The sequence below is a fragment of the Sphingopyxis sp. genome (genome assembly GCF_036675685.1).
Classification (GTDB): domain Bacteria; phylum Pseudomonadota; class Alphaproteobacteria; order Sphingomonadales; family Sphingomonadaceae; genus Sphingopyxis.
The window spans coordinates 165398-181520 of sequence record NZ_JAKFEM010000057.1 but is presented as its reverse complement, the minus strand read 5'-3'; the positions used below and the strand labels follow the sequence as shown (position 1 = coordinate 181520).

Genomic DNA, 16123 nt, shown 5'->3' with positions numbered 1-16123 from the left:
TCCCCGCTAAGCGCCGCCGCTTCCGTCCATGGTCATCCCTGGAGGCGTGGCGGACTGTGAAATCTGTTTCGGAGAAAAATGATGAGCGACCAGCTGGTGCTGTCGGCCGAGACGCGTGATCGCGGAGGCAAGGGAGCCTCGCGTGAACTGCGTCGTAATGGCCGCGTCCCCGCCGTTGTCTATGGCGGCAAAGAAGAACCCCTGATGATCCACGTCGAAGAAAAGCTGCTGATGAAGCAGCTGATGACGGGTCACTTCATGAACTCGATCGTGATGATCGAAGTCGATGGCAAGCAGGTGCGGACCCTGCCGAAGGACGTCGCTTTCCACCCGGTCAAGGATCGCCCGATCCACGCCGACTTCCTGCGCATCAGCAAGGATGCCAAGGTCCAGGTCGCGGTTCCGGTGCTGTTCATCAACGAAGAAGCCTCGCCGGGCCTGAAGCGCGGCGGTGTGCTCAACATCGTTCGCCACGAGCTGGAACTGATCTGCGATTCGGACAAGATGCCCGACGACATCCAGATCGACGTCACCGGCTATGATGTCGGCGATTCGATCCACATCAGCAACGTGACGCTGCCCAAGGGCAGCGAAAGCGCGATCACCGACCGCGATTTCACCATCGCAACGATCGTTGCCCCCTCGGCGATGAAGTCGAGCGAAGGCGACACGACGGTCGATAGCGGCGAAGAAGCTGCCGCTGCCGAAGGCGGCGAAGAAGCCTGATCTTATTCGGGTGGCCCCTCCCCCGGCGGGAGGGGCCTTCCACGAAAGGCACTAGCGATGCAGCTCTGGGTCGGCCTTGGCAATCCCGGGCCCCAATATGCGATGCACCGCCACAATGTCGGCTTCATGGCCGCCGATGTCATCGCCGATGTCCATGATTTCCCCACGCCCGCGAAGAAATTCCAGGGCTGGATCCAGGACGGGCGCATCGGATCGCAGCGCATCCTGCTGCTCAAACCCGGCACCTTCATGAACGAAAGCGGCCGCAGCGTGCGCGCCGCGCTCGATTTCTATAAATTGACCCCGCAGGACGTCACCGCCTTCTACGACGAGCTCGACCTTGCGCCGATGAAGGTCAAGATCAAACAGGGCGGCGGCGCGGCGGGCCACAACGGCATTCGCAGCATGATCCAGCATATCGGCGATGATTTCCGCCGCGTGCGCATCGGCATCGGCCATCCGGGGCACAAGGACCGCGTGACCGGCCATGTGCTGGGCAATTATCACAAGAGCGAGATGGAGCCGCTGATCGACCTGCTCGGCGCGATCGCCGCCGAAGCGAAGTGGCTCGCCGACGGCGACGATGTGCGGTTCCAGAGCGATCTGGCGCTGCGTTTGCAGCTGTGATCTCCATCCGACCGGCAACGGCAGCCGATCGCGATGCCGCGGTCGGGATTTGGGAAGCATGCGGGCTCACCCGTCCGTGGAACGACCCTTTTGCAGACTTCCAGCGAGCGCTGGATCATGTCGCATCGACAGTTATCGTGGCGGAACAAGACGCGCGGATTGTCGGCACTGTCATGACCGGCTTTGACGGGCATCGCGGGTGGATTTACTATCTGGGGGTCGCACCGGATCGGCGCGGGCGCAGCGCGGCGCGACAATTGCTCGAAAGCGCCTGCGACTGGTTGCGGCTTTGCGATTGTCCGAAAGTCGAACTGATGCTTCGCGCGGGCAATCCTGCCGAACAATTCTATGAACATCTTGGCTGGGAACGACAGGATGTCCACGTGTTTGGCCGGTGGCTGGACCGGGCGCCGATCGGTGGCGAGCCGCCCCTGTAACACGAGCGTCACGCAAATCCTGTTTTCCCGACATGGTGAAGCCACGGAGCTGACACCTCTCTCTGCAATCGGTGCGCCACCTCATAGCCGGGCTGTCCAGCCCGGGGCTCAACCGAAACAGGGGACTGCATGTCACATCTTACCGACGAAGCCCGCGCGCCTTATCGCGGCGAAACCACCGACCTTTGTGCGCCCGACAGCCTCGAGGCGATCGTAGCCGAAAATCCGTCGCGGCGGACGCTGCTGCGGAACGGCCTGCTCGGGCTGTCGGTGCTTCCCGCCGCGGCGCTGGCGGCGTGCGGCGACACCAGCGGCGATCCCACCGTCACGCTTCCGCCTGCTCCGACCCCCACCCCCACACCGACCCCGACGCCGACGCCGGGCAGCTTTGTGGTGACGTTCGCCGCGGTCGCCGCCAACCAGAACGACGCCGTGACGGTTCCCGCCGGTTATACGGTCGATGTGCTGCTGAAGGCCGGCGATTCGGTCGAGGCAGGCACGCCCTATTCGGGCAGCTTCCCTACCCCCGCGGTCGCCGAGAAATGGGCCGGCGGCAACCATGACGGCATGGAATATTTCGCCTTTCCGGGCGTCGACGCCAACAACCGTGGCATCCTCGCGATGAACTACGAATATCCCGATTTCAACATATTGATGGCGGGCAGCTATAACGCAGCGACCGCCACCGCCGACCAGAAAGCGATCGCGCTGTCGGCGGTCGGGATCGGCGTCGTCGAGATTTCCAAGGGCAGCGACGGAAAATGGGCGGTCCAGGCCGGATCGACCTATAACCGCCGCTATACCGGCAACAGCAGCTACCGCGCCGGCGGCCCCGCCGCGGGCCTGCTGTCGGGGTCGATCAAGGGCATGCTGAACAATTGTGCGAGCGGCCGCACTCCGTGGGATACATACCTGACCTGCGAGGAGACGACCGACAATTATCTCGACCCGACGCAGCCCGCGCGCGATTATGGCTGGGTGGTCGAGATCGATCCGCTGCGCGAACTGGCCGCGCCGACCAAGCGCACCGCGATGGGTCGCTTCAGCCACGAGAATGTGGCCTTCATGACGAACAGCGACCGCCGCGTCGCCTTTTACATGGGCGACGATTCCACACCGGGCTGCATCTATAAATTCGTGCCCGACCGGGCGTACAGCGCATCGAACCGCGCGGCGAACACCGACCTGCTCGACTATGGCACGCTGTATGTCGCGCGTTTCAACGGCAACGGCACGGGCGAGTGGCGCGCGCTGGTCGTCGGACAGAACGGCCTGACCGCGGGCGCCTCGGATCCGGGCAATGTCAGCCAGAGCACGACGCCGCCGGCACCGACGATCGTCAATTTCAACAATCAGGCCGATGTGCTGATCAACTGCCCGTCGGCAGCCCGCGTCGCCGGCGGCACCGTGATGGATCGTCCCGAATGGGTGACCGTCGCCCCCGACAACAAGGCGGTCTTCGTGACGCTGACCAACAACAGCGGCCGCCGCGTCACCGACCCGATGAACCCGCGCGTCACCAACCTGCACGGGCACATCATCAAGTTCCGCGAAGAAGGCGATTCGCCGCTGGCGACGAAGTTCAGCTGGGAAATCTTCCTCACCGCCGGCGATCCGTCGCTGGCGTCGGGGGGCAGCAACCTGGTCGGCAATATCAATGGCGACACCTTCTCCAGCCCCGACGGGCTGCGCATCGACCCGCAGGGCCGCATGTGGGTGCAGACCGACCATAGCGTGCCGGGCAACTCGGGTGTCGCGGGCCGCACCATCGACCAGGCCTTTGGTCACAATGCGATGTTCTACGTCGACCAGGTGAGCAAGCAGTCGAAGCGCTTCCTCGTCGGCCCGCTGGGCTGCGAGATCACCGGCCTTGCCTATACGCCCGACCTCAAGACCTTCTTCGTCAACATCCAGCATCCGACCGGCAACTGGCCGGTCGCCGGCCAACAGCCGCGTTCGTCGACGATCGTCGTGCGGCGGACCGACAGCCAGCCGGTTGGCGCCTGATTGAAATGCGCCGCCTACCCCTCCGACGGGGGTGGGCGGCTGCGTTTTTTCCAATGCGGAACGTCAGCCGCCGGCCCTTTTCGGGGGCGGCGGCGGCGATCCGTCGGGGGTTTGCGACATCAGTATCACGCACATCGTCCGGTGCACCCGGTGCGTCCCGCACCCGACGCCGGCGTAGCGGTGCGTCGGACGGAGCAGGCTGTGGCGGTGGCCGCGGCCGGGCACACCGTCATCGATCAGCAATTGATCGACCACCCCCTCCGGGCTGTGGTGGCCATAGGTGATGACCTCGTTGACATAGGGCCCGCCGCCGCGCGCCTTCATCCGCTCGCCGGGGCCGCGGCCATTCGTGTAATGGCCGACCGCGCCCGAGCGCGACTGGGCCGCAACATGGTCGGCGGCGGCGCGCGCCAGCGTATCGCTCCACGTCATTTCAGGCAGCGGCTTTTCGTGGCGCAAATCGCGGATCGCCTCGTCGACCGCGGCGACCCCCTCGTTCGTCATGATGTCGATTTCGCTGCCTTCTTCGGCGATCAGCAGCTTGCCCTCAAACCGCGGACGATAGTCGCGCAAGAAATCGGCATAGGCGGCGGGGTCGCTGCGAAAGTGATTGAGTTCGGCAAGGACGCCGGCCTCGAAACGGCTGGAGGCGGCAGCGGCGCCCGCCGCGCCAAACGCCAGCGCCAGTGCGGCGGCCGCCCATCGATAGTGTTTCGTCATAATGCAGACGATAAAGGCGCAAGGCTGAACCTGCCGCAACCATAATCTGGCGCGTGCCAAAGACTGGCGTCGGGGCCAAGTTGGCGCTAGGGGCGCTGCAACACCGGCCGCACGCCGGCTACACGGAGTTTTTATGGGTTTCAAATGCGGGATCGTCGGATTGCCCAATGTCGGCAAGTCCACCCTGTTCAACGCGCTGACCGAAACGGCGGCGGCGCAGGCGGCCAACTATCCCTTCTGCACGATCGAGCCGAATATCGGCAATGTCGCGGTGCCCGACGCGCGGCTCGAAAAGCTGGCGGCGATCGCGGGCAGCAAGAAGATCATCGCGACCCAGCTCGCCTTCGTCGACATCGCCGGCCTCGTGCGCGGCGCGTCGAAGGGCGAAGGGCTGGGCAACCAGTTCCTCGGCAACATCCGCGAAGTCGACGCGATCGTCCATGTCCTGCGCTGTTTCGAGGATGACGACATCCAGCATGTCGAGAACAAGGTCGACCCGGTCGCCGATGCCGAAACGGTCGAAACCGAATTGCTGCTCTCCGACCTCGAAAGCCTCGAAAAACGCGTCCCCGCGTTCGCCAAGAAAGCCGCACAGGGCGACAAGGAATCGAAAATCGCCGCCTCGGTGCTCGGCCAGGCGCTCGAGCTGCTGCGCGAGGGTAAGCCCGCGCGGCTGACCGATCCCAAGGATGAGGAAGAGGCCCGCGTGCTGCGCACCGCGCAACTGCTGACCTCGAAACCCGTCCTCTATGTCTGCAACGTCGACGAGGGCAGCGCCGCGAACGGCAACGCCTTTTCCGAAAAGGTCTTTGCCAAGGCGGCCGCCGAAGGCGCGCAGGCGGTCGTCGTTTCGGCGGCGATCGAAAGCGAGCTGGTGACGATGGACATGACCGACCGGCTCGAGTTCCTCGAAGAAATGGGCCTCCACGAAACCGGCCTCGCGCGCGTTATTCGCGCGGGTTACGAGCTGCTCCACCTCATCACCTTCTTCACCGTCGGGCCGCAGGAAGCGCGCGCATGGACGGTCCACACCGGCGCCACCGCCCCCGAGGCCGCGGGCGAGATCCACAGCGATTTCCAGAAGGGCTTCATCCGCGCCGAGACGATCGCTTATGACGATTATGTCGTGCTCGGCGGCGAAGCGCGTGCGCGCGAAGCGGGCAAGCTGCGCGCCGAGGGCAAGGCTTATGTCGTGCACGACGGTGACGTCATGCATTTCCTGCATAGCTGATCCGGCTTCTTATTCCCTTTCGACTGCCTGCCTGCGGCAGTGGCTGAGGACGGGGTGGTTCGATATCCCGCGCGCGGCGGCATGCGCCCTGGATCGGGCCGGCTTATAGGCCGTTGCGACAGCCCGGCCGACGCGGAAATATATTCCAAAGTTCAGGAAAATTCACGCTATCCGCTCCCTGATTTGCCTCCCTGGGCGTGCTGGACGCGATCGGCGGTCCCACCGTTGCCACTCCCGCACGCCGGGCAGCGACCGCTTTTGTCCACATATTGAAAGAGCCGGATGAAGGCTGACACAGCCAGATAATGTAGGACAGCGTTTATTTTGGCGAGCGGCCGATGACGGCCTTGGCGTGGGAAGTGGTCGGTTGTTATCCCGGCTTCGCCATCCCGGACCTGATCCGGGATCCATAGCCGCGCCGTCGTCATGGATCCCGGATCAAGTCCGGGATCCATGACGATGAAGGGAAGGGCAGCTTCCGGTCGTTAGCCGAGGTTGCGGAACGGTTTACGGTTCGAATGCCGCCAGGATCGGGCATGGTCCCTTGTCGCTCGCCGCGCATTGGTCGGCGAGGCGTGCGAGGGCGGCGCGCGTTGCTGTCATTTGTACGATCTTTTCGTCGAGCACCTCGATCCGCTGCCGCGCCAGCGTCCGCACGCGCACCCGGTCGTCGCTGGCCTCCAACGCGAGCAGTTCGGAAATTTCATCGAGCGTGAAGCCCGACGCCTGCGCCGATCGGATGAATTTCAGCCGCCTGAGGTCATCCTCGCCATAGCGGCGGATCCCGCCGCCCCAGCCGTCGCCGCCGCTGCGCGCGGGTATATCGAGCAAGCCGCGGCGCTGGTAATAGCGCACCGTTTCGACCCCGACGTCGCCCGCCTTCGCCAATTTCCCGATCGTGAGCTGCACCGCTTGACTCCGTACTATGGTACGGACGCTATATGGGGTGCATGACAAAACAAGCAACACTCCATCGCATGGTCATGCCGGGTCACACCTGCCCCTATGGCCTCAAGTCAAAACATCTGCTCGAAAGGAAAGGCTTTACGGTCGACGACCAATGGCTGACCACGCGCGAGGAAACCGACGCGTTCAAGGCCAGGCATGGCGTCAAAACGACACCCCAGACCTTCATCGACGGCGTGCGCATCGGCGGCCACGACGATTTGCGCCGTCATTTCGGGCTGAAGGTCGCCGACCCCGATGCGGTGAGCTACACACCCGTGATCGCGCTGTTCGCGATGACCGCGCTGATGGCGCTTGCGGCGAGCTTTGCCGTCGAGGGCGACGCTTTCACGTTGCGCGCAGCCGAATGGTTCATCTCGTTCAGCATGATCGTGCTCGCGCTGCTCAAATTGCAGGATGTAGACAAGTTCGCGACGATGTTCCTGAACTATGACCTGCTCGCGAAACGCTGGGTGCCCTATGCGAGCATCTACCCCTTTGCCGAGGGACTCGCCGGCGTGCTGATGACCGCGCACGCGCTGCCCTGGCTGTCCATCCCGGTCGCGCTGTTCATCGGCGGGATCGGCGCGACGTCGGTGTTCAAGGCGGTCTATATCGACAAGCGCGAACTTAAATGCGCTTGCGTCGGCGGCAGCAGCAAGGTGCCATTGGGCTTCGTCTCGCTGACCGAAAATGTGATGATGGTCGCGATGGCGCTGTGGATGGCGCGGATGTGGGTGTAACCGGCGCAGCCATCGGTCATTGATGAAACGCATGGCTCGGCTATCGAGGGGCATCGATTCGCGCCCTTACGGAGCCCAGCCATGTATAACCGCCGCCACTTCCTTGCCGGGGCGACCCTCGCCGGCCTTGCGGCCCCCGCGATCGTCCGCGCGCAGGGCATATTGCGCGACTTCCCCTTCAAGCTGGGCGTCGCGGCGGGCGATCCGGCGAGCGACGGTTTCGTCATCTGGACGCGCCTCGCCCCCGAACCGATGGAGCGCCACGGCGGGATGCCGCTGGCGAACGTGCCGGTCGAGTGGGAAGTCGCGAGCGATACGGGCTTTCGCGATGTCGTGGCGAAGGGCACCGAACTCGCACGGCCCGAGCTCGGGCACAGTGTTCATGTCGAGGTCGCGGGGCTCCAGCCCGATCGGCCCTATTATTACCGCTTCACCGCCGGCGGCGAACGCAGCCTACGCGGCCGCGCGCGCACCCTGCCCGCGCCCGGCGCGCGCACCGATGCGCTGAAGTTCGGCGTCGCGGGCTGCCAGCATTTCGAGGCGGGCTTTTTCGGCGCCTATCGCCACCTCGCGCGCGAAGATCTCGCCTTCGTCTATCATTATGGCGACTTCATTTACGAATATAGCGAGGAATATCTGTTCAACACGGGGCTGCCGACGCGGCCCGTGCGCCAGCATGCGTTTCGTGCGCTTGTCGACCTCGACGATTTCCGCACCGCCTATTCGCAGCAGCTTGGCGACATCGACTTGCAGGCGGCGCGGTCGGTTCACGCCTTCCTGTCGAGCTTCGACGATCATGAAATCCGCAACGACTGGGTCTCGGACCTCGACAACTGGAAAATGGGGCTCGACGGCAACGATCCCGACGCGGCTTCGCCCGAAGTCTTCATGCTGAAGAAGCAGGCGGCGATGCAGGCGTGGTACGAGCATATGCCGGTGCGCAAGGCGCTGCTGCCGCGCGGCGGGATGGTCGCGCTGAACCGCGAGCTGCGCTACGGTGATCTGATGGCGATGCAGTTGCTCGACACGCGGCAATATCGCACCGACCAGCCGTGCGGCGACGGGTTCAAGCCCGCATGCCCCGATGTGTTCGCCAAGGACGCGCAGGTGCTGGGCCGCGCGCAGGAGGAATGGCTCGGCCGCAACCTCGGTGCCGGCGGCGCGACGTGGAACGCCTTTGCCCAGCAGATCACGATGATGTCGCTCGACCGGCGGCGGAAGGACGACGAGCCGAAGAAGATCGTGAACCTCGACAGCTGGGCGGGTTATGAGGCGCCGCGCGAACGCGTGCTGTCGCGCATGGCGGGGCTCAAGAATAATGTCGTGCTGACCGGCGACGAGCATCAGAATTTCTGCGGCGACCTCGTCCGACAAGACAAGGTCGTCGGCGCCGAATTCGTCGCAACGTCGATTTCGAGCGGTGGCGACGGCAGCGACAAGCGGGGCGGCACCGATACGTTCCTGGCGCTCAACCCCGAGCTCAAATTCGCGAACGACCAGCGCGGCTATATCGTGTGCGACGTCAACCGCGAGGCGTGGCAAACCCATTTCATGGTCGTCGACAAGGTGACGACCCCGGTCAACACGCTGTCGAAGCGCGCGACGGGCGTCGTCGAAAATGGCGTCGCCGGGATCAAGATGGCGTGAGCTGTCGCCGGGGCGTCACACAACGGCCATAGCGGAGCAGCCATGATACGCTTTGCCTCGCTACTACTGTTCTCGCTGCTGCTCACCTCCGCGCCCGCGCAGGCGCAGGAGGCGCGCAAGCCCGTCACCATATTGATCTCGATCGACGGCTTTCGCGCCGATTATCTCGATCGCGGCATCACACCCAACCTGTCGCGGCTCGCGGCCGAGGGTGCGCGCGGCAAGCTGCGCCCGTCCTTCCCGACCAAGACCTTTCCCAACCATTATGCGATCGTCACCGGTAAGCGGCCCGACAATAATGGCATCACCGGCAACAATATGCTCGATCCGCGGCGACCGGGGGTGAAGTTCAGCCTCGGCGATCCGAAGCAGGCGCTCGATCCCTTTTGGTGGGACGAAGCCGAACCCGCTTGGATCACCGCGGGCAAGGCGGGGGTGCGCAGCGCGACGATGTTCTGGCCGGGGAGCGAGGTTGCGATCCACGAGGTACGGCCGCCCGACTGGCTGCGCTATGACGAACATGTCGGCTACGCACAGCGGGTCAACACGGTACTCGACTGGATGCGCCGCCCCGCCGACATCCGTCCGGCCTTTGCCACCCTCTATTTCGAAGCGGTCGATGGTGCGGGGCATGAATTCGGACCCGATAGTGCCGAAGTGAATGCCGCGATTTCGAACGTCGACGCCCGCATCGGCGATCTCGTCGCCGGGCTCGCGGCGATGGGCCAGCCCGCGCAGATCATCGTCGTCGCCGATCATGGTATGCGCGCGATCGACGAAAGCCGCGTGATCCAGCTCGCCGACATGATCGATTTGCCGAGTATCATCGCGGTCGAAACCGGCCCCTACGCCGCGATCGAGCCCGCTGCCGGCACCGACGACCGCGTTGCAAAGGCACTGCTGAAACCGCACGACCATATGACCTGCAACCGCCGCGAAGAGCTGCCCGAACGGCTCCATTATGGCCGCAACCCGCGCGTCGCCGCGATCATCTGTATCGCCGAACCCGGCTGGTCGATCCTCGCGGGTCCACCGACATGGCCCGTCAAGGGCGGCGCGCACGGTTATGACAATCAGGACCCCCAAATGCTGGCGCTGTTCGTCGCGTCCAACGCCGGGCTGTCGGGCGATGTCGGCATCATCGACAATATCGAGGTCTATCCGCTGCTGATGGAGCTGGTCGGCGTCGCGCCGCTGCCGAGCGACGCGGCGGGCGTGCTCGTCAAGGCGCGGCGCTGATCAGTCGCGCAGCACCGCCATCGCGTGGATCGATGCCGTCGGCGCGTTGACAATCTGGAGCAGGTAACGCCCCTGCGTCACATCGAATTCGACCATCTTACGAATGCCCGAGCAGGCGGGACCGTGCCCGTGCGCGACCGATTTCACCCTGGCGCCGTCGCGCACCATGTCGATCCACGCCCCGGCATCGAGGGCAACGACCAGCCGCCCCGGCTTTTCGACCGCGATCGGGATCATGCCGCCGAATTTGTGAACGTCGGGCTTGCGTTCAGAGGCGATGCCGTAGCGCAGGCTTTCGAAGCGATGCAGCGGCAGTTCGGTCTTCGCCGGCCCCAGGAGTGACCAGTCGGCCGCGAGATCGGCGCCATAGGCATAGATCGTCCTGCTCGACGCGGCGCGCGCCCAGTCGGCGAGCTCGGGCGGCAGGACGGGTGTGGCGGGGCATGCAGCGGGAGCTTCGGCAGCAGCAGCCGGGTCCATGGCCGGAATGCTGCCGATCATGGCGGCCAGTGCCGGAATTCCATACCAAAGCCGCATCTCCAACCTCCTATTGCCGTTCGGGTCGCTGCTCCGCCCAGGTGAGGATGGCGTCGAGCGCGGGGCACAGCGCCTGCCCCCAGTCGGTGATGCCATATTCGACCTTGGGCGGCACCTGATGGTGCACGATCCGGCAGACGATGCCGTCGCTTTCCATCTGTCGCAACTGCTGGATCAGCATTTTTTGCGAGATGCCGGGGATCGCGCGTTCCAGATCGGAAAAACGCAGCAGCTTGCCGCCAAAAAGATGGAAGAGGATGATGAACTTCCAGCGTCCTTCCAGCATGCGAAAGGCCTGCTCCACACCGGCGGCGGCGCTCATGGCGGTATATCCGGCCTTACCCAAAGGTCAGTACCTTACTTTTTCGTGTGTTCTTGTCATTTGGAAAGCTTAGAAACATCTAGGGGCAGAGACAATCAACGATGCAAAAGGACCCCGCCATGCCGCTTGATATTCCCAACCCCATCGCCGCCTATTTCGCCGCCGACCGCCACGATGCCGAGGCGGTAGCCGCCTGTTTCACCGACGGCGCGATTGTGAAGGATGAAGGACGGACGCATAGCGGAAAAGCCGAGATCGCGGCTTGGAAGCGCGATATTGCGGCGAAAATCAGCTACACCAGCACGCCCATCGCAATCGCCGCGCAGGACGGAAAAACCGTCGTCACCTGTCACATCGTCGGGAATTTTGCGGGCGGTGAGGTCGACCTCCGGCACTTCTTCGTCACCGACGGTGAAAAGATCTCGTCGCTGGAAATCATCCCCTGAACGGGTCACTTCCTCCCGAACAATTTCTCGACATCGTCCATCGCCAGCTTCACCCAGGTCGGGCGGCCGTGATTGCACTGGCCGCTGTGCGGCGTCACCTCCATCGTGCGGAGCAGCGCGTTCATCTCGGCGACGCTGAGCGTGCGGCCGGCGCGGACTGAGCCGTGGCATGCCATCGTTGCCGCCACCAGTTCGAGGCGTTCGCTGAGGCCGAGCGCGGCGTCGTAACCCGCGAGGTCATCGGCGATGTCGGTGACGAGTTTGCGGCAATCGATCGCGCCAAGCATCGCCGGCGTGGCGCGGACCATTACCGCGGCGGGGCCGAAGCGTTCGAGTTCGACGCCGAGCGCGGCGAGCTGCGGCGCGGCGGCTTCGAGCCGGTCGCACGCGGGCTCGTCGAGTTCGACGACTTCGGGGAGTAATAGCCCCTGCGAGGACACCGCCTGCCCGCTCATGCCGCGGCGCAGTTGCTCGAGCACGAGCCGCTCGTGCGCGGCGTGCTGGTCGACGATGACGAGGCCGTCCTCGGCCTCGGCGACGATATAGGTGCGCGCGATCTGGCCACGCGCGATACCGAGCGGGTGGGCTTCGACTTCGGGCGGCGGCGCGAACGCGACCTCAGCGCGGCCGGCGAGCGGCGCGGCCGACGCGAAGGGCGTGATGCGGTCATAGACGCGCGCGACATCCGCGGCGGCAGGCGCGATGTCGGCGCCGAACAGATGCACCGCAGGCTCGGTACGGTGGCCGAACAGGAAACCCGTCGCAGGCTCAGGCGCGACCGGTTCCTGCTGCCACGCCGCCAGCGCGGCTTCGGCGGGGCGCTGGACGCTGCGGAAACCATGCTCGTCGAGCGCGCGGCGGAGGCCGCCGACGATCATGCCGCGAATGAGCTGCGGGTCGCGGAAGCGCACCTCCGTCTTGGCCGGATGGACGTTCACATCGACCTCGCCGGTCGGCACGTCGAGGAAGAGCGCGACGACCGGATGGCGATCGCGCGCGAGCAAATCGGCATAGGCGCCGCGCAGCGCCCCGACGAGCAGCCGGTCCTTCACCGGGCGGCCGTTGACGAACAGATATTGATGGTCGGCGATACCGCGATTGTAGGTCGGCAGGCTGATGACGCCGCCCAGATGCACCTCGCCGCGGTCGACATCCACGCCAATGCTGTTCGCAGCGAGATCCCGCTGCGTCAGCGCTGCGACGCGCGTCAGCTGATCCTGTCCGCCCTGCACGTCGAGCACGCGGCGCCCGTTATGCTCGACGGTGAAGCCGACGTCGGGCCGCGCCATCGCGAGCCGTTTCACCACATCGATGCACGCGGCATATTCGCTGCGTCCGCTGCGCAGGAATTTGCGCCGCGCCGGTACGCGCGCGAACAGATCCTCGACGACGACGCGCGTGCCTTTTGCGAGCGCCGCGGGCCCTTCGGCGGTCACCGCGCCATTGTCGACGACGCGCCGCCAACCGTCGCCGCCCGCCACGCGGCTTTCGAGCGTCAGCCGCGCAACGCTGGCGATCGAGGGCAAAGCCTCGCCGCGGAACCCCAATGTCGTAACGTCCTCGATCGCATCGTCGGGCAGCTTCGACGTCGCATGGCGTTCGAGTGCGAGCGCCATGTCGGACGCGGTCATTCCGCAGCCGTCATCCTCGACTTCGAGCCGCGAAATCCCGCCCTCGGCGATTCGCACCGAAATGCGAGTCGAACCCGCGTCGATAGCGTTTTCAACCAGTTCTTTGAGCGCTGCGGCGGGTCTTTCGACCACTTCACCGGCTGCGATCCGATTTACGAGCTTTTCGGGCAGGCGACGTATTGACATGGAGCCTCTCCTAGCGCAGTCGGACGCAAATCGCGACCCACCCGCACAGCCCGATCTTCCTGTCCAGCCAGCCGTCCTCGGCAGAGCCGGAATCTCCCCCAGATTTGGTCCTGTTGTCGGCACGGGAACGCACAATATTTTGACGACGGTGGTGCGGCCCGTTCGAAAGCCGCGCTGTCGATGACAGGAAGCAGTATCGATGTCCTTCTTTTCCCGCTGGTTCAAATTCAATTCCCAAGACATGGCAATCGACCTCGGCACCGCGAACACCGTGGTCTACGTACGCGGTAAAGGGATCGTCCTGAACGAACCTTCGGTCGTCGCGGTCGAGACGATCAACGGGATCAAGCGGGTCAAGGCAGTCGGCGACGACGCCAAGCTGATGATGGGCAAGACCCCCGACAGCATCGAGGCGATCCGCCCGCTGCGCGATGGCGTCATCGCCGACATCGACGTCGCCGAACAGATGATCAAGCATTTCATCACCAAGGTGCACGGCGGCAAGCCCAACGCGTTTCGCAGCCCCGAAATCGTGATCTGCGTGCCCTCGGGCTCGACCAGCGTCGAACGCCGCGCGATCCGCGACGCGGCATCGAACGCCGGCGCGAGCGAAGTGTGGCTGATCGAGGAGCCGATGGCGGCCGCGATCGGCGCCGACATGCCCGTCACCGAACCGATCGGTTCGATGGTCGTCGACATCGGCGGCGGCACGACCGAAGTCGCGGTGCTTTCGCTGCGCGGCCTCGCCTACACCACGTCGGTCCGCGCCGGCGGCGACAAGATGGACGAAGCGATCGTCTCCTATGTCCGCCGACACCATAATCTGCTGATCGGCGAAGCGACCGCCGAACGGATCAAGAAGGATTTCGGCATCGCGCGCACCCCCGCCGACGGCGTCGGGCTGACGATCCACATCAAGGGCCGCGACCTGGTGAACGGCGTGCCCAAGGAAATCTCGATCAACCAGGCGCAGATCGCCGAAGCACTGTCCGAACCGATCGGCACGATCGTCGAGGGCGTGCGCATCGCGCTGGAAAACACCGCCCCCGAGCTGGCGGCCGACATCGTCGACCAGGGCATCGTGCTCACCGGCGGCGGCGCGCTGATCGCCGAGCTCGACGAACTGCTCAAGGACGCGACCGGGCTGCCGGTCACGGTGGCGGACGATCCGTTGACCTGCGTCGCGATCGGCACCGGCCGCGCGATGGAGGATCCGGCCTTCCGCGGCGTGCTGCAGCAAGCCTGATCGGGTAAAGCTGAACCATGGTCCGCCCGGCACATCAACGTCCGGGGCAATCCCGAAAGGCCCAGTACAGCCTGTTCGTTGCCTATGTCATTGCGGTGACCGGGGCGGTGGCGGGTTTATTGCTGGCGATCCTGTCGGTCGTTGACCCCATCGGCTTTGCCCAGCTGCGCGTGGCAAGCCAGGAAGTCACCGCGCCCGTCGCGCGCATTTCGCGCTCGATCATCGGATCGATTTCGGGCATCGACGACACCGTCGGCGCCTATGTCAGCGCCGGGACGCAGAACCGGCGGCTGCGCAAGGAGCTCGCCGACACCCGCCGCGAGCTGGTCGCGACAAGTTCGCTGCAGGAAGAAAACCGCCAGCTGAAGGCGCTGCTGAAGCTGCAGGAAACCGACAAGACCGCGCTCGCAAACGGCTATCTCCTGACCTCGACATCGACGAGCAGCAAGCGCATCGCGCTGCTCAGCATCGGCCGCAACCTGGGCGTCGCCTCGGGCCAGCCGGTGATTGGCGCCGACGGGCTGATCGGCCGCGTATTGAGCGCCGGGCCATCGGTGTCGCAGGTGCTGCTGCTGACCGATGTCGACAATATCGTCCCCGTCCGCCGCGCGCGCGACGGCCTGCCCGCGCTGGCCAATGGCCGCGGCAACGGCGACCTCGACATCCGTACGCTCAATATCGCCAACAACCCGTTCAAGCCCGGCGACATCCTCGTTACCTCGGGCACCGGCGGGCTCTATCCGCCGAATATCCCGGTCGCGATCGTCGTGCGGCGGCAGGATGACGGCGCGCTCGCACGGCCGCTCGCCGACCCGGCAAAGGTCGACGCGGTGTCGGTGCTGCGCCCCTATACCCCCGACAATATCGAGGCCCAGGCCGCGCCGGCTCCCAACCCGGGCGGCGTGCCATGAACAAGGCCGCAGCCCGCCTCGGCGAGCCGGCGTCGCTGTGGCGGATGCGGATGGTGCCCGTGGCGACGGTGATGTTCGCCTCGGCGCTGCCGCTGATGCTGCCGCTCGTTGCCAACTCGCCGGTGCTTCCGCCGCTGGGCCTCCTGTTCTTCCTCTGCTGGCAGTTGCTGCGCACCGAAATGTGGCCGGTGTGGATCGGGCTTCCGCTCGGGCTATGGGACGATCTGTTCAGCGGCCAGCCGATCGGCACCGCGGTCGGCCTGTGGACCCTCGCCAGCATTGCGATCCATTATTCGTCGCAGCGCATCTATTGGCGCGGTTTCCTGCATGATTGGGCGATCGCCGCGCTGCTGGTCGCGATCGTCCAGTCGCTCGCGGCGTTGATCGTCCATCCCGACGCACCAACGGGCCGCGTGCTGGGCCTCGTCGTGCCGCAGATCGTCGTTTCGGCGCTGCTGGTGCCGCTGTTCATGCGACTGACGGGCAAGTTTGACAATTTCCGACTGAGACGCCGATAATCCC

17 protein-coding genes are annotated in these 16123 nt (G+C 65.0%); 12 read left to right on the top strand and 5 right to left on the bottom strand.

All coding sequences use genetic code 11. The features are described from left to right. Window positions 1-81: 81 nt before the first annotated feature. From V6M50_RS19435 to V6M50_RS19420, 4 genes are all read left to right on the top strand, one after another. The gene (locus tag V6M50_RS19435; RefSeq protein WP_332820292.1) at window positions 82-726 is read left to right on the top strand and encodes a 50S ribosomal protein L25/general stress protein Ctc; all 645 of its coding nucleotides are present in this window, start codon (window positions 82-84) and stop codon (window positions 724-726) included. A 57-nt stretch (window positions 727-783) separates the two neighbouring features. Then, window positions 784-1353 carry an aminoacyl-tRNA hydrolase gene (gene pth / locus V6M50_RS19430; protein WP_332820232.1) on the top strand — a complete coding sequence of 190 codons (570 nt, stop codon included), beginning with the start codon at window positions 784-786 and terminating at the stop codon, window positions 1351-1353. Then, window positions 1350-1790 (top strand): GNAT family acetyltransferase, encoded by a 441-nt coding sequence (locus V6M50_RS19425; protein WP_332820231.1) that lies wholly within the window; start codon window positions 1350-1352, stop codon window positions 1788-1790. The genes pth and V6M50_RS19425 overlap by 4 nt, the downstream gene beginning before the upstream one ends. A gap of 129 nt (window positions 1791-1919) precedes the next feature. Continuing rightward, a complete protein-coding gene (locus V6M50_RS19420; RefSeq protein WP_332820230.1) occupies window positions 1920-3797 on the top strand; it encodes a PhoX family protein in 1878 nt (625 codons plus the stop codon). 63 nt (window positions 3798-3860) lie between these two features. On the opposite strand, the gene V6M50_RS19415 is transcribed toward V6M50_RS19420, so the two are convergent. Then, window positions 3861-4517, bottom strand: a complete 657-nt coding sequence (locus tag V6M50_RS19415) for a CAP domain-containing protein (RefSeq protein WP_332820229.1) — start codon at window positions 4515-4517, stop codon at window positions 3861-3863. Window positions 4518-4650: 133 nt separating this feature from the next. On the opposite strand from V6M50_RS19415, the gene ychF reads away from it, so the two are divergent. Next, on the top strand, window positions 4651-5748 hold the full coding sequence (gene ychF, locus V6M50_RS19410; RefSeq protein ID WP_332820228.1) for a redox-regulated ATPase YchF: 1098 nt from the start codon (window positions 4651-4653) through the stop codon (window positions 5746-5748). Between the two features lie 507 nt (window positions 5749-6255). On the opposite strand, the gene V6M50_RS19405 is transcribed toward ychF, so the two are convergent. Further along, window positions 6256-6657, bottom strand: coding sequence for a MerR family DNA-binding protein (locus V6M50_RS19405; protein ID WP_332820227.1), 402 nt, complete (start codon window positions 6655-6657; stop codon window positions 6256-6258). 32 nt (window positions 6658-6689) lie between these two features. Between V6M50_RS19405 and V6M50_RS19400 the strand changes: the two genes are divergently transcribed. The 3 genes from V6M50_RS19400 (at window position 6690) to V6M50_RS19390 (ending at window position 10322) form a co-directional block, all read left to right on the top strand. Beyond that, window positions 6690-7436, top strand: coding sequence for a MauE/DoxX family redox-associated membrane protein (locus tag V6M50_RS19400; protein WP_443030546.1), 747 nt, complete (start codon window positions 6690-6692; stop codon window positions 7434-7436). A gap of 81 nt (window positions 7437-7517) precedes the next feature. Beyond that, complete coding sequence (locus V6M50_RS19395) at window positions 7518-9083, top strand: alkaline phosphatase D family protein (protein ID WP_332820225.1); 1566 nt, start codon at window positions 7518-7520, stop codon at window positions 9081-9083. A gap of 42 nt (window positions 9084-9125) precedes the next feature. Then, entirely contained in the window at window positions 9126-10322 is a 1197-nt protein-coding gene (locus V6M50_RS19390) for a nucleotide pyrophosphatase/phosphodiesterase family protein (RefSeq protein ID WP_332820224.1), read from the top strand. Here the strand turns inward: V6M50_RS19390 and V6M50_RS19385 are convergent, their stop codons facing one another. Together V6M50_RS19385 and V6M50_RS19380 are read right to left on the bottom strand one after the other, a co-directional pair. Further along, complete coding sequence (locus V6M50_RS19385; RefSeq protein WP_332820223.1) at window positions 10323-10859, bottom strand: homogentisate 1,2-dioxygenase; 537 nt, start codon at window positions 10857-10859, stop codon at window positions 10323-10325. Window positions 10860-10869: 10 nt separating this feature from the next. Continuing rightward, entirely contained in the window at window positions 10870-11181 is a 312-nt protein-coding gene (locus tag V6M50_RS19380) for a winged helix-turn-helix transcriptional regulator (protein ID WP_332820222.1), read from the bottom strand. Between the two features lie 119 nt (window positions 11182-11300). Here V6M50_RS19380 and V6M50_RS19375 point away from each other — a divergent pair, with 119 nt between their 5' ends. Further along, window positions 11301-11627 (top strand): nuclear transport factor 2 family protein, encoded by a 327-nt coding sequence (locus V6M50_RS19375; RefSeq protein WP_332820221.1) that lies wholly within the window; start codon window positions 11301-11303, stop codon window positions 11625-11627. A 5-nt stretch (window positions 11628-11632) separates the two neighbouring features. On the opposite strand, the gene mutL is transcribed toward V6M50_RS19375, so the two are convergent. Next, complete coding sequence (gene mutL / locus V6M50_RS19370; protein WP_332820220.1) at window positions 11633-13444, bottom strand: DNA mismatch repair endonuclease MutL; 1812 nt, start codon at window positions 13442-13444, stop codon at window positions 11633-11635. Between the two features lie 199 nt (window positions 13445-13643). On the opposite strand from mutL, the gene V6M50_RS19365 reads away from it, so the two are divergent. From V6M50_RS19365 to V6M50_RS19355, 3 genes are read left to right on the top strand one after another with little or no spacing between them, the layout of a single operon-like run. After that, entirely contained in the window at window positions 13644-14690 is a 1047-nt protein-coding gene (locus tag V6M50_RS19365; RefSeq protein ID WP_332820219.1) for a rod shape-determining protein, read from the top strand. Between the two features lie 17 nt (window positions 14691-14707). Then, on the top strand, window positions 14708-15601 hold the full coding sequence (mreC, locus tag V6M50_RS19360; protein ID WP_332820218.1) for a rod shape-determining protein MreC: 894 nt from the start codon (window positions 14708-14710) through the stop codon (window positions 15599-15601). Beyond that, window positions 15598-16119: a rod shape-determining protein MreD gene (locus tag V6M50_RS19355; protein ID WP_332820217.1), complete on the top strand. Its 522-nt coding sequence runs from the start codon at window positions 15598-15600 to the stop codon at window positions 16117-16119. The genes mreC and V6M50_RS19355 overlap by 4 nt, the downstream gene beginning before the upstream one ends. Window positions 16120-16123 lie beyond the last annotated feature (4 nt).

Bases quoted from the DNA above. Each gene is read 5' to 3' on its own strand.
- V6M50_RS19380 (WP_332820222.1), bottom strand. From the start codon at position 11,181: ATGAGCGCCGCCGCCGGTGTGGAGCAGGCCTTTCGCATGCTGGAAGGA.
- V6M50_RS19355 (WP_332820217.1), top strand. From the start codon at position 15,598: ATGAACAAGGCCGCAGCCCGCCTCGGCGAGCCGGCGTCGCTGTGGCGG.
- ychF (WP_332820228.1), top strand. From the start codon at position 4,651: ATGGGTTTCAAATGCGGGATCGTCGGATTGCCCAATGTCGGCAAGTCC.
- mutL (WP_332820220.1), bottom strand. From the start codon at position 13,444: ATGTCAATACGTCGCCTGCCCGAAAAGCTCGTAAATCGGATCGCAGCC.
- V6M50_RS19420 (WP_332820230.1), top strand. From the start codon at position 1,920: ATGTCACATCTTACCGACGAAGCCCGCGCGCCTTATCGCGGCGAAACC.
- pth (WP_332820232.1), top strand. From the start codon at position 784: ATGCAGCTCTGGGTCGGCCTTGGCAATCCCGGGCCCCAATATGCGATG.
- V6M50_RS19395 (WP_332820225.1), top strand. From the start codon at position 7,518: ATGTATAACCGCCGCCACTTCCTTGCCGGGGCGACCCTCGCCGGCCTT.
- V6M50_RS19435 (WP_332820292.1), top strand. From the start codon at position 82: ATGAGCGACCAGCTGGTGCTGTCGGCCGAGACGCGTGATCGCGGAGGC.
- V6M50_RS19415 (WP_332820229.1), bottom strand. From the start codon at position 4,517: ATGACGAAACACTATCGATGGGCGGCCGCCGCACTGGCGCTGGCGTTT.
- V6M50_RS19365 (WP_332820219.1), top strand. From the start codon at position 13,644: ATGTCCTTCTTTTCCCGCTGGTTCAAATTCAATTCCCAAGACATGGCA.
- V6M50_RS19400 (WP_443030546.1), top strand. From the start codon at position 6,690: ATGGGGTGCATGACAAAACAAGCAACACTCCATCGCATGGTCATGCCG.
- V6M50_RS19375 (WP_332820221.1), top strand. From the start codon at position 11,301: ATGCCGCTTGATATTCCCAACCCCATCGCCGCCTATTTCGCCGCCGAC.
- V6M50_RS19385 (WP_332820223.1), bottom strand. From the start codon at position 10,859: ATGCGGCTTTGGTATGGAATTCCGGCACTGGCCGCCATGATCGGCAGC.
- mreC (WP_332820218.1), top strand. From the start codon at position 14,708: ATGGTCCGCCCGGCACATCAACGTCCGGGGCAATCCCGAAAGGCCCAG.
- V6M50_RS19390 (WP_332820224.1), top strand. From the start codon at position 9,126: ATGATACGCTTTGCCTCGCTACTACTGTTCTCGCTGCTGCTCACCTCC.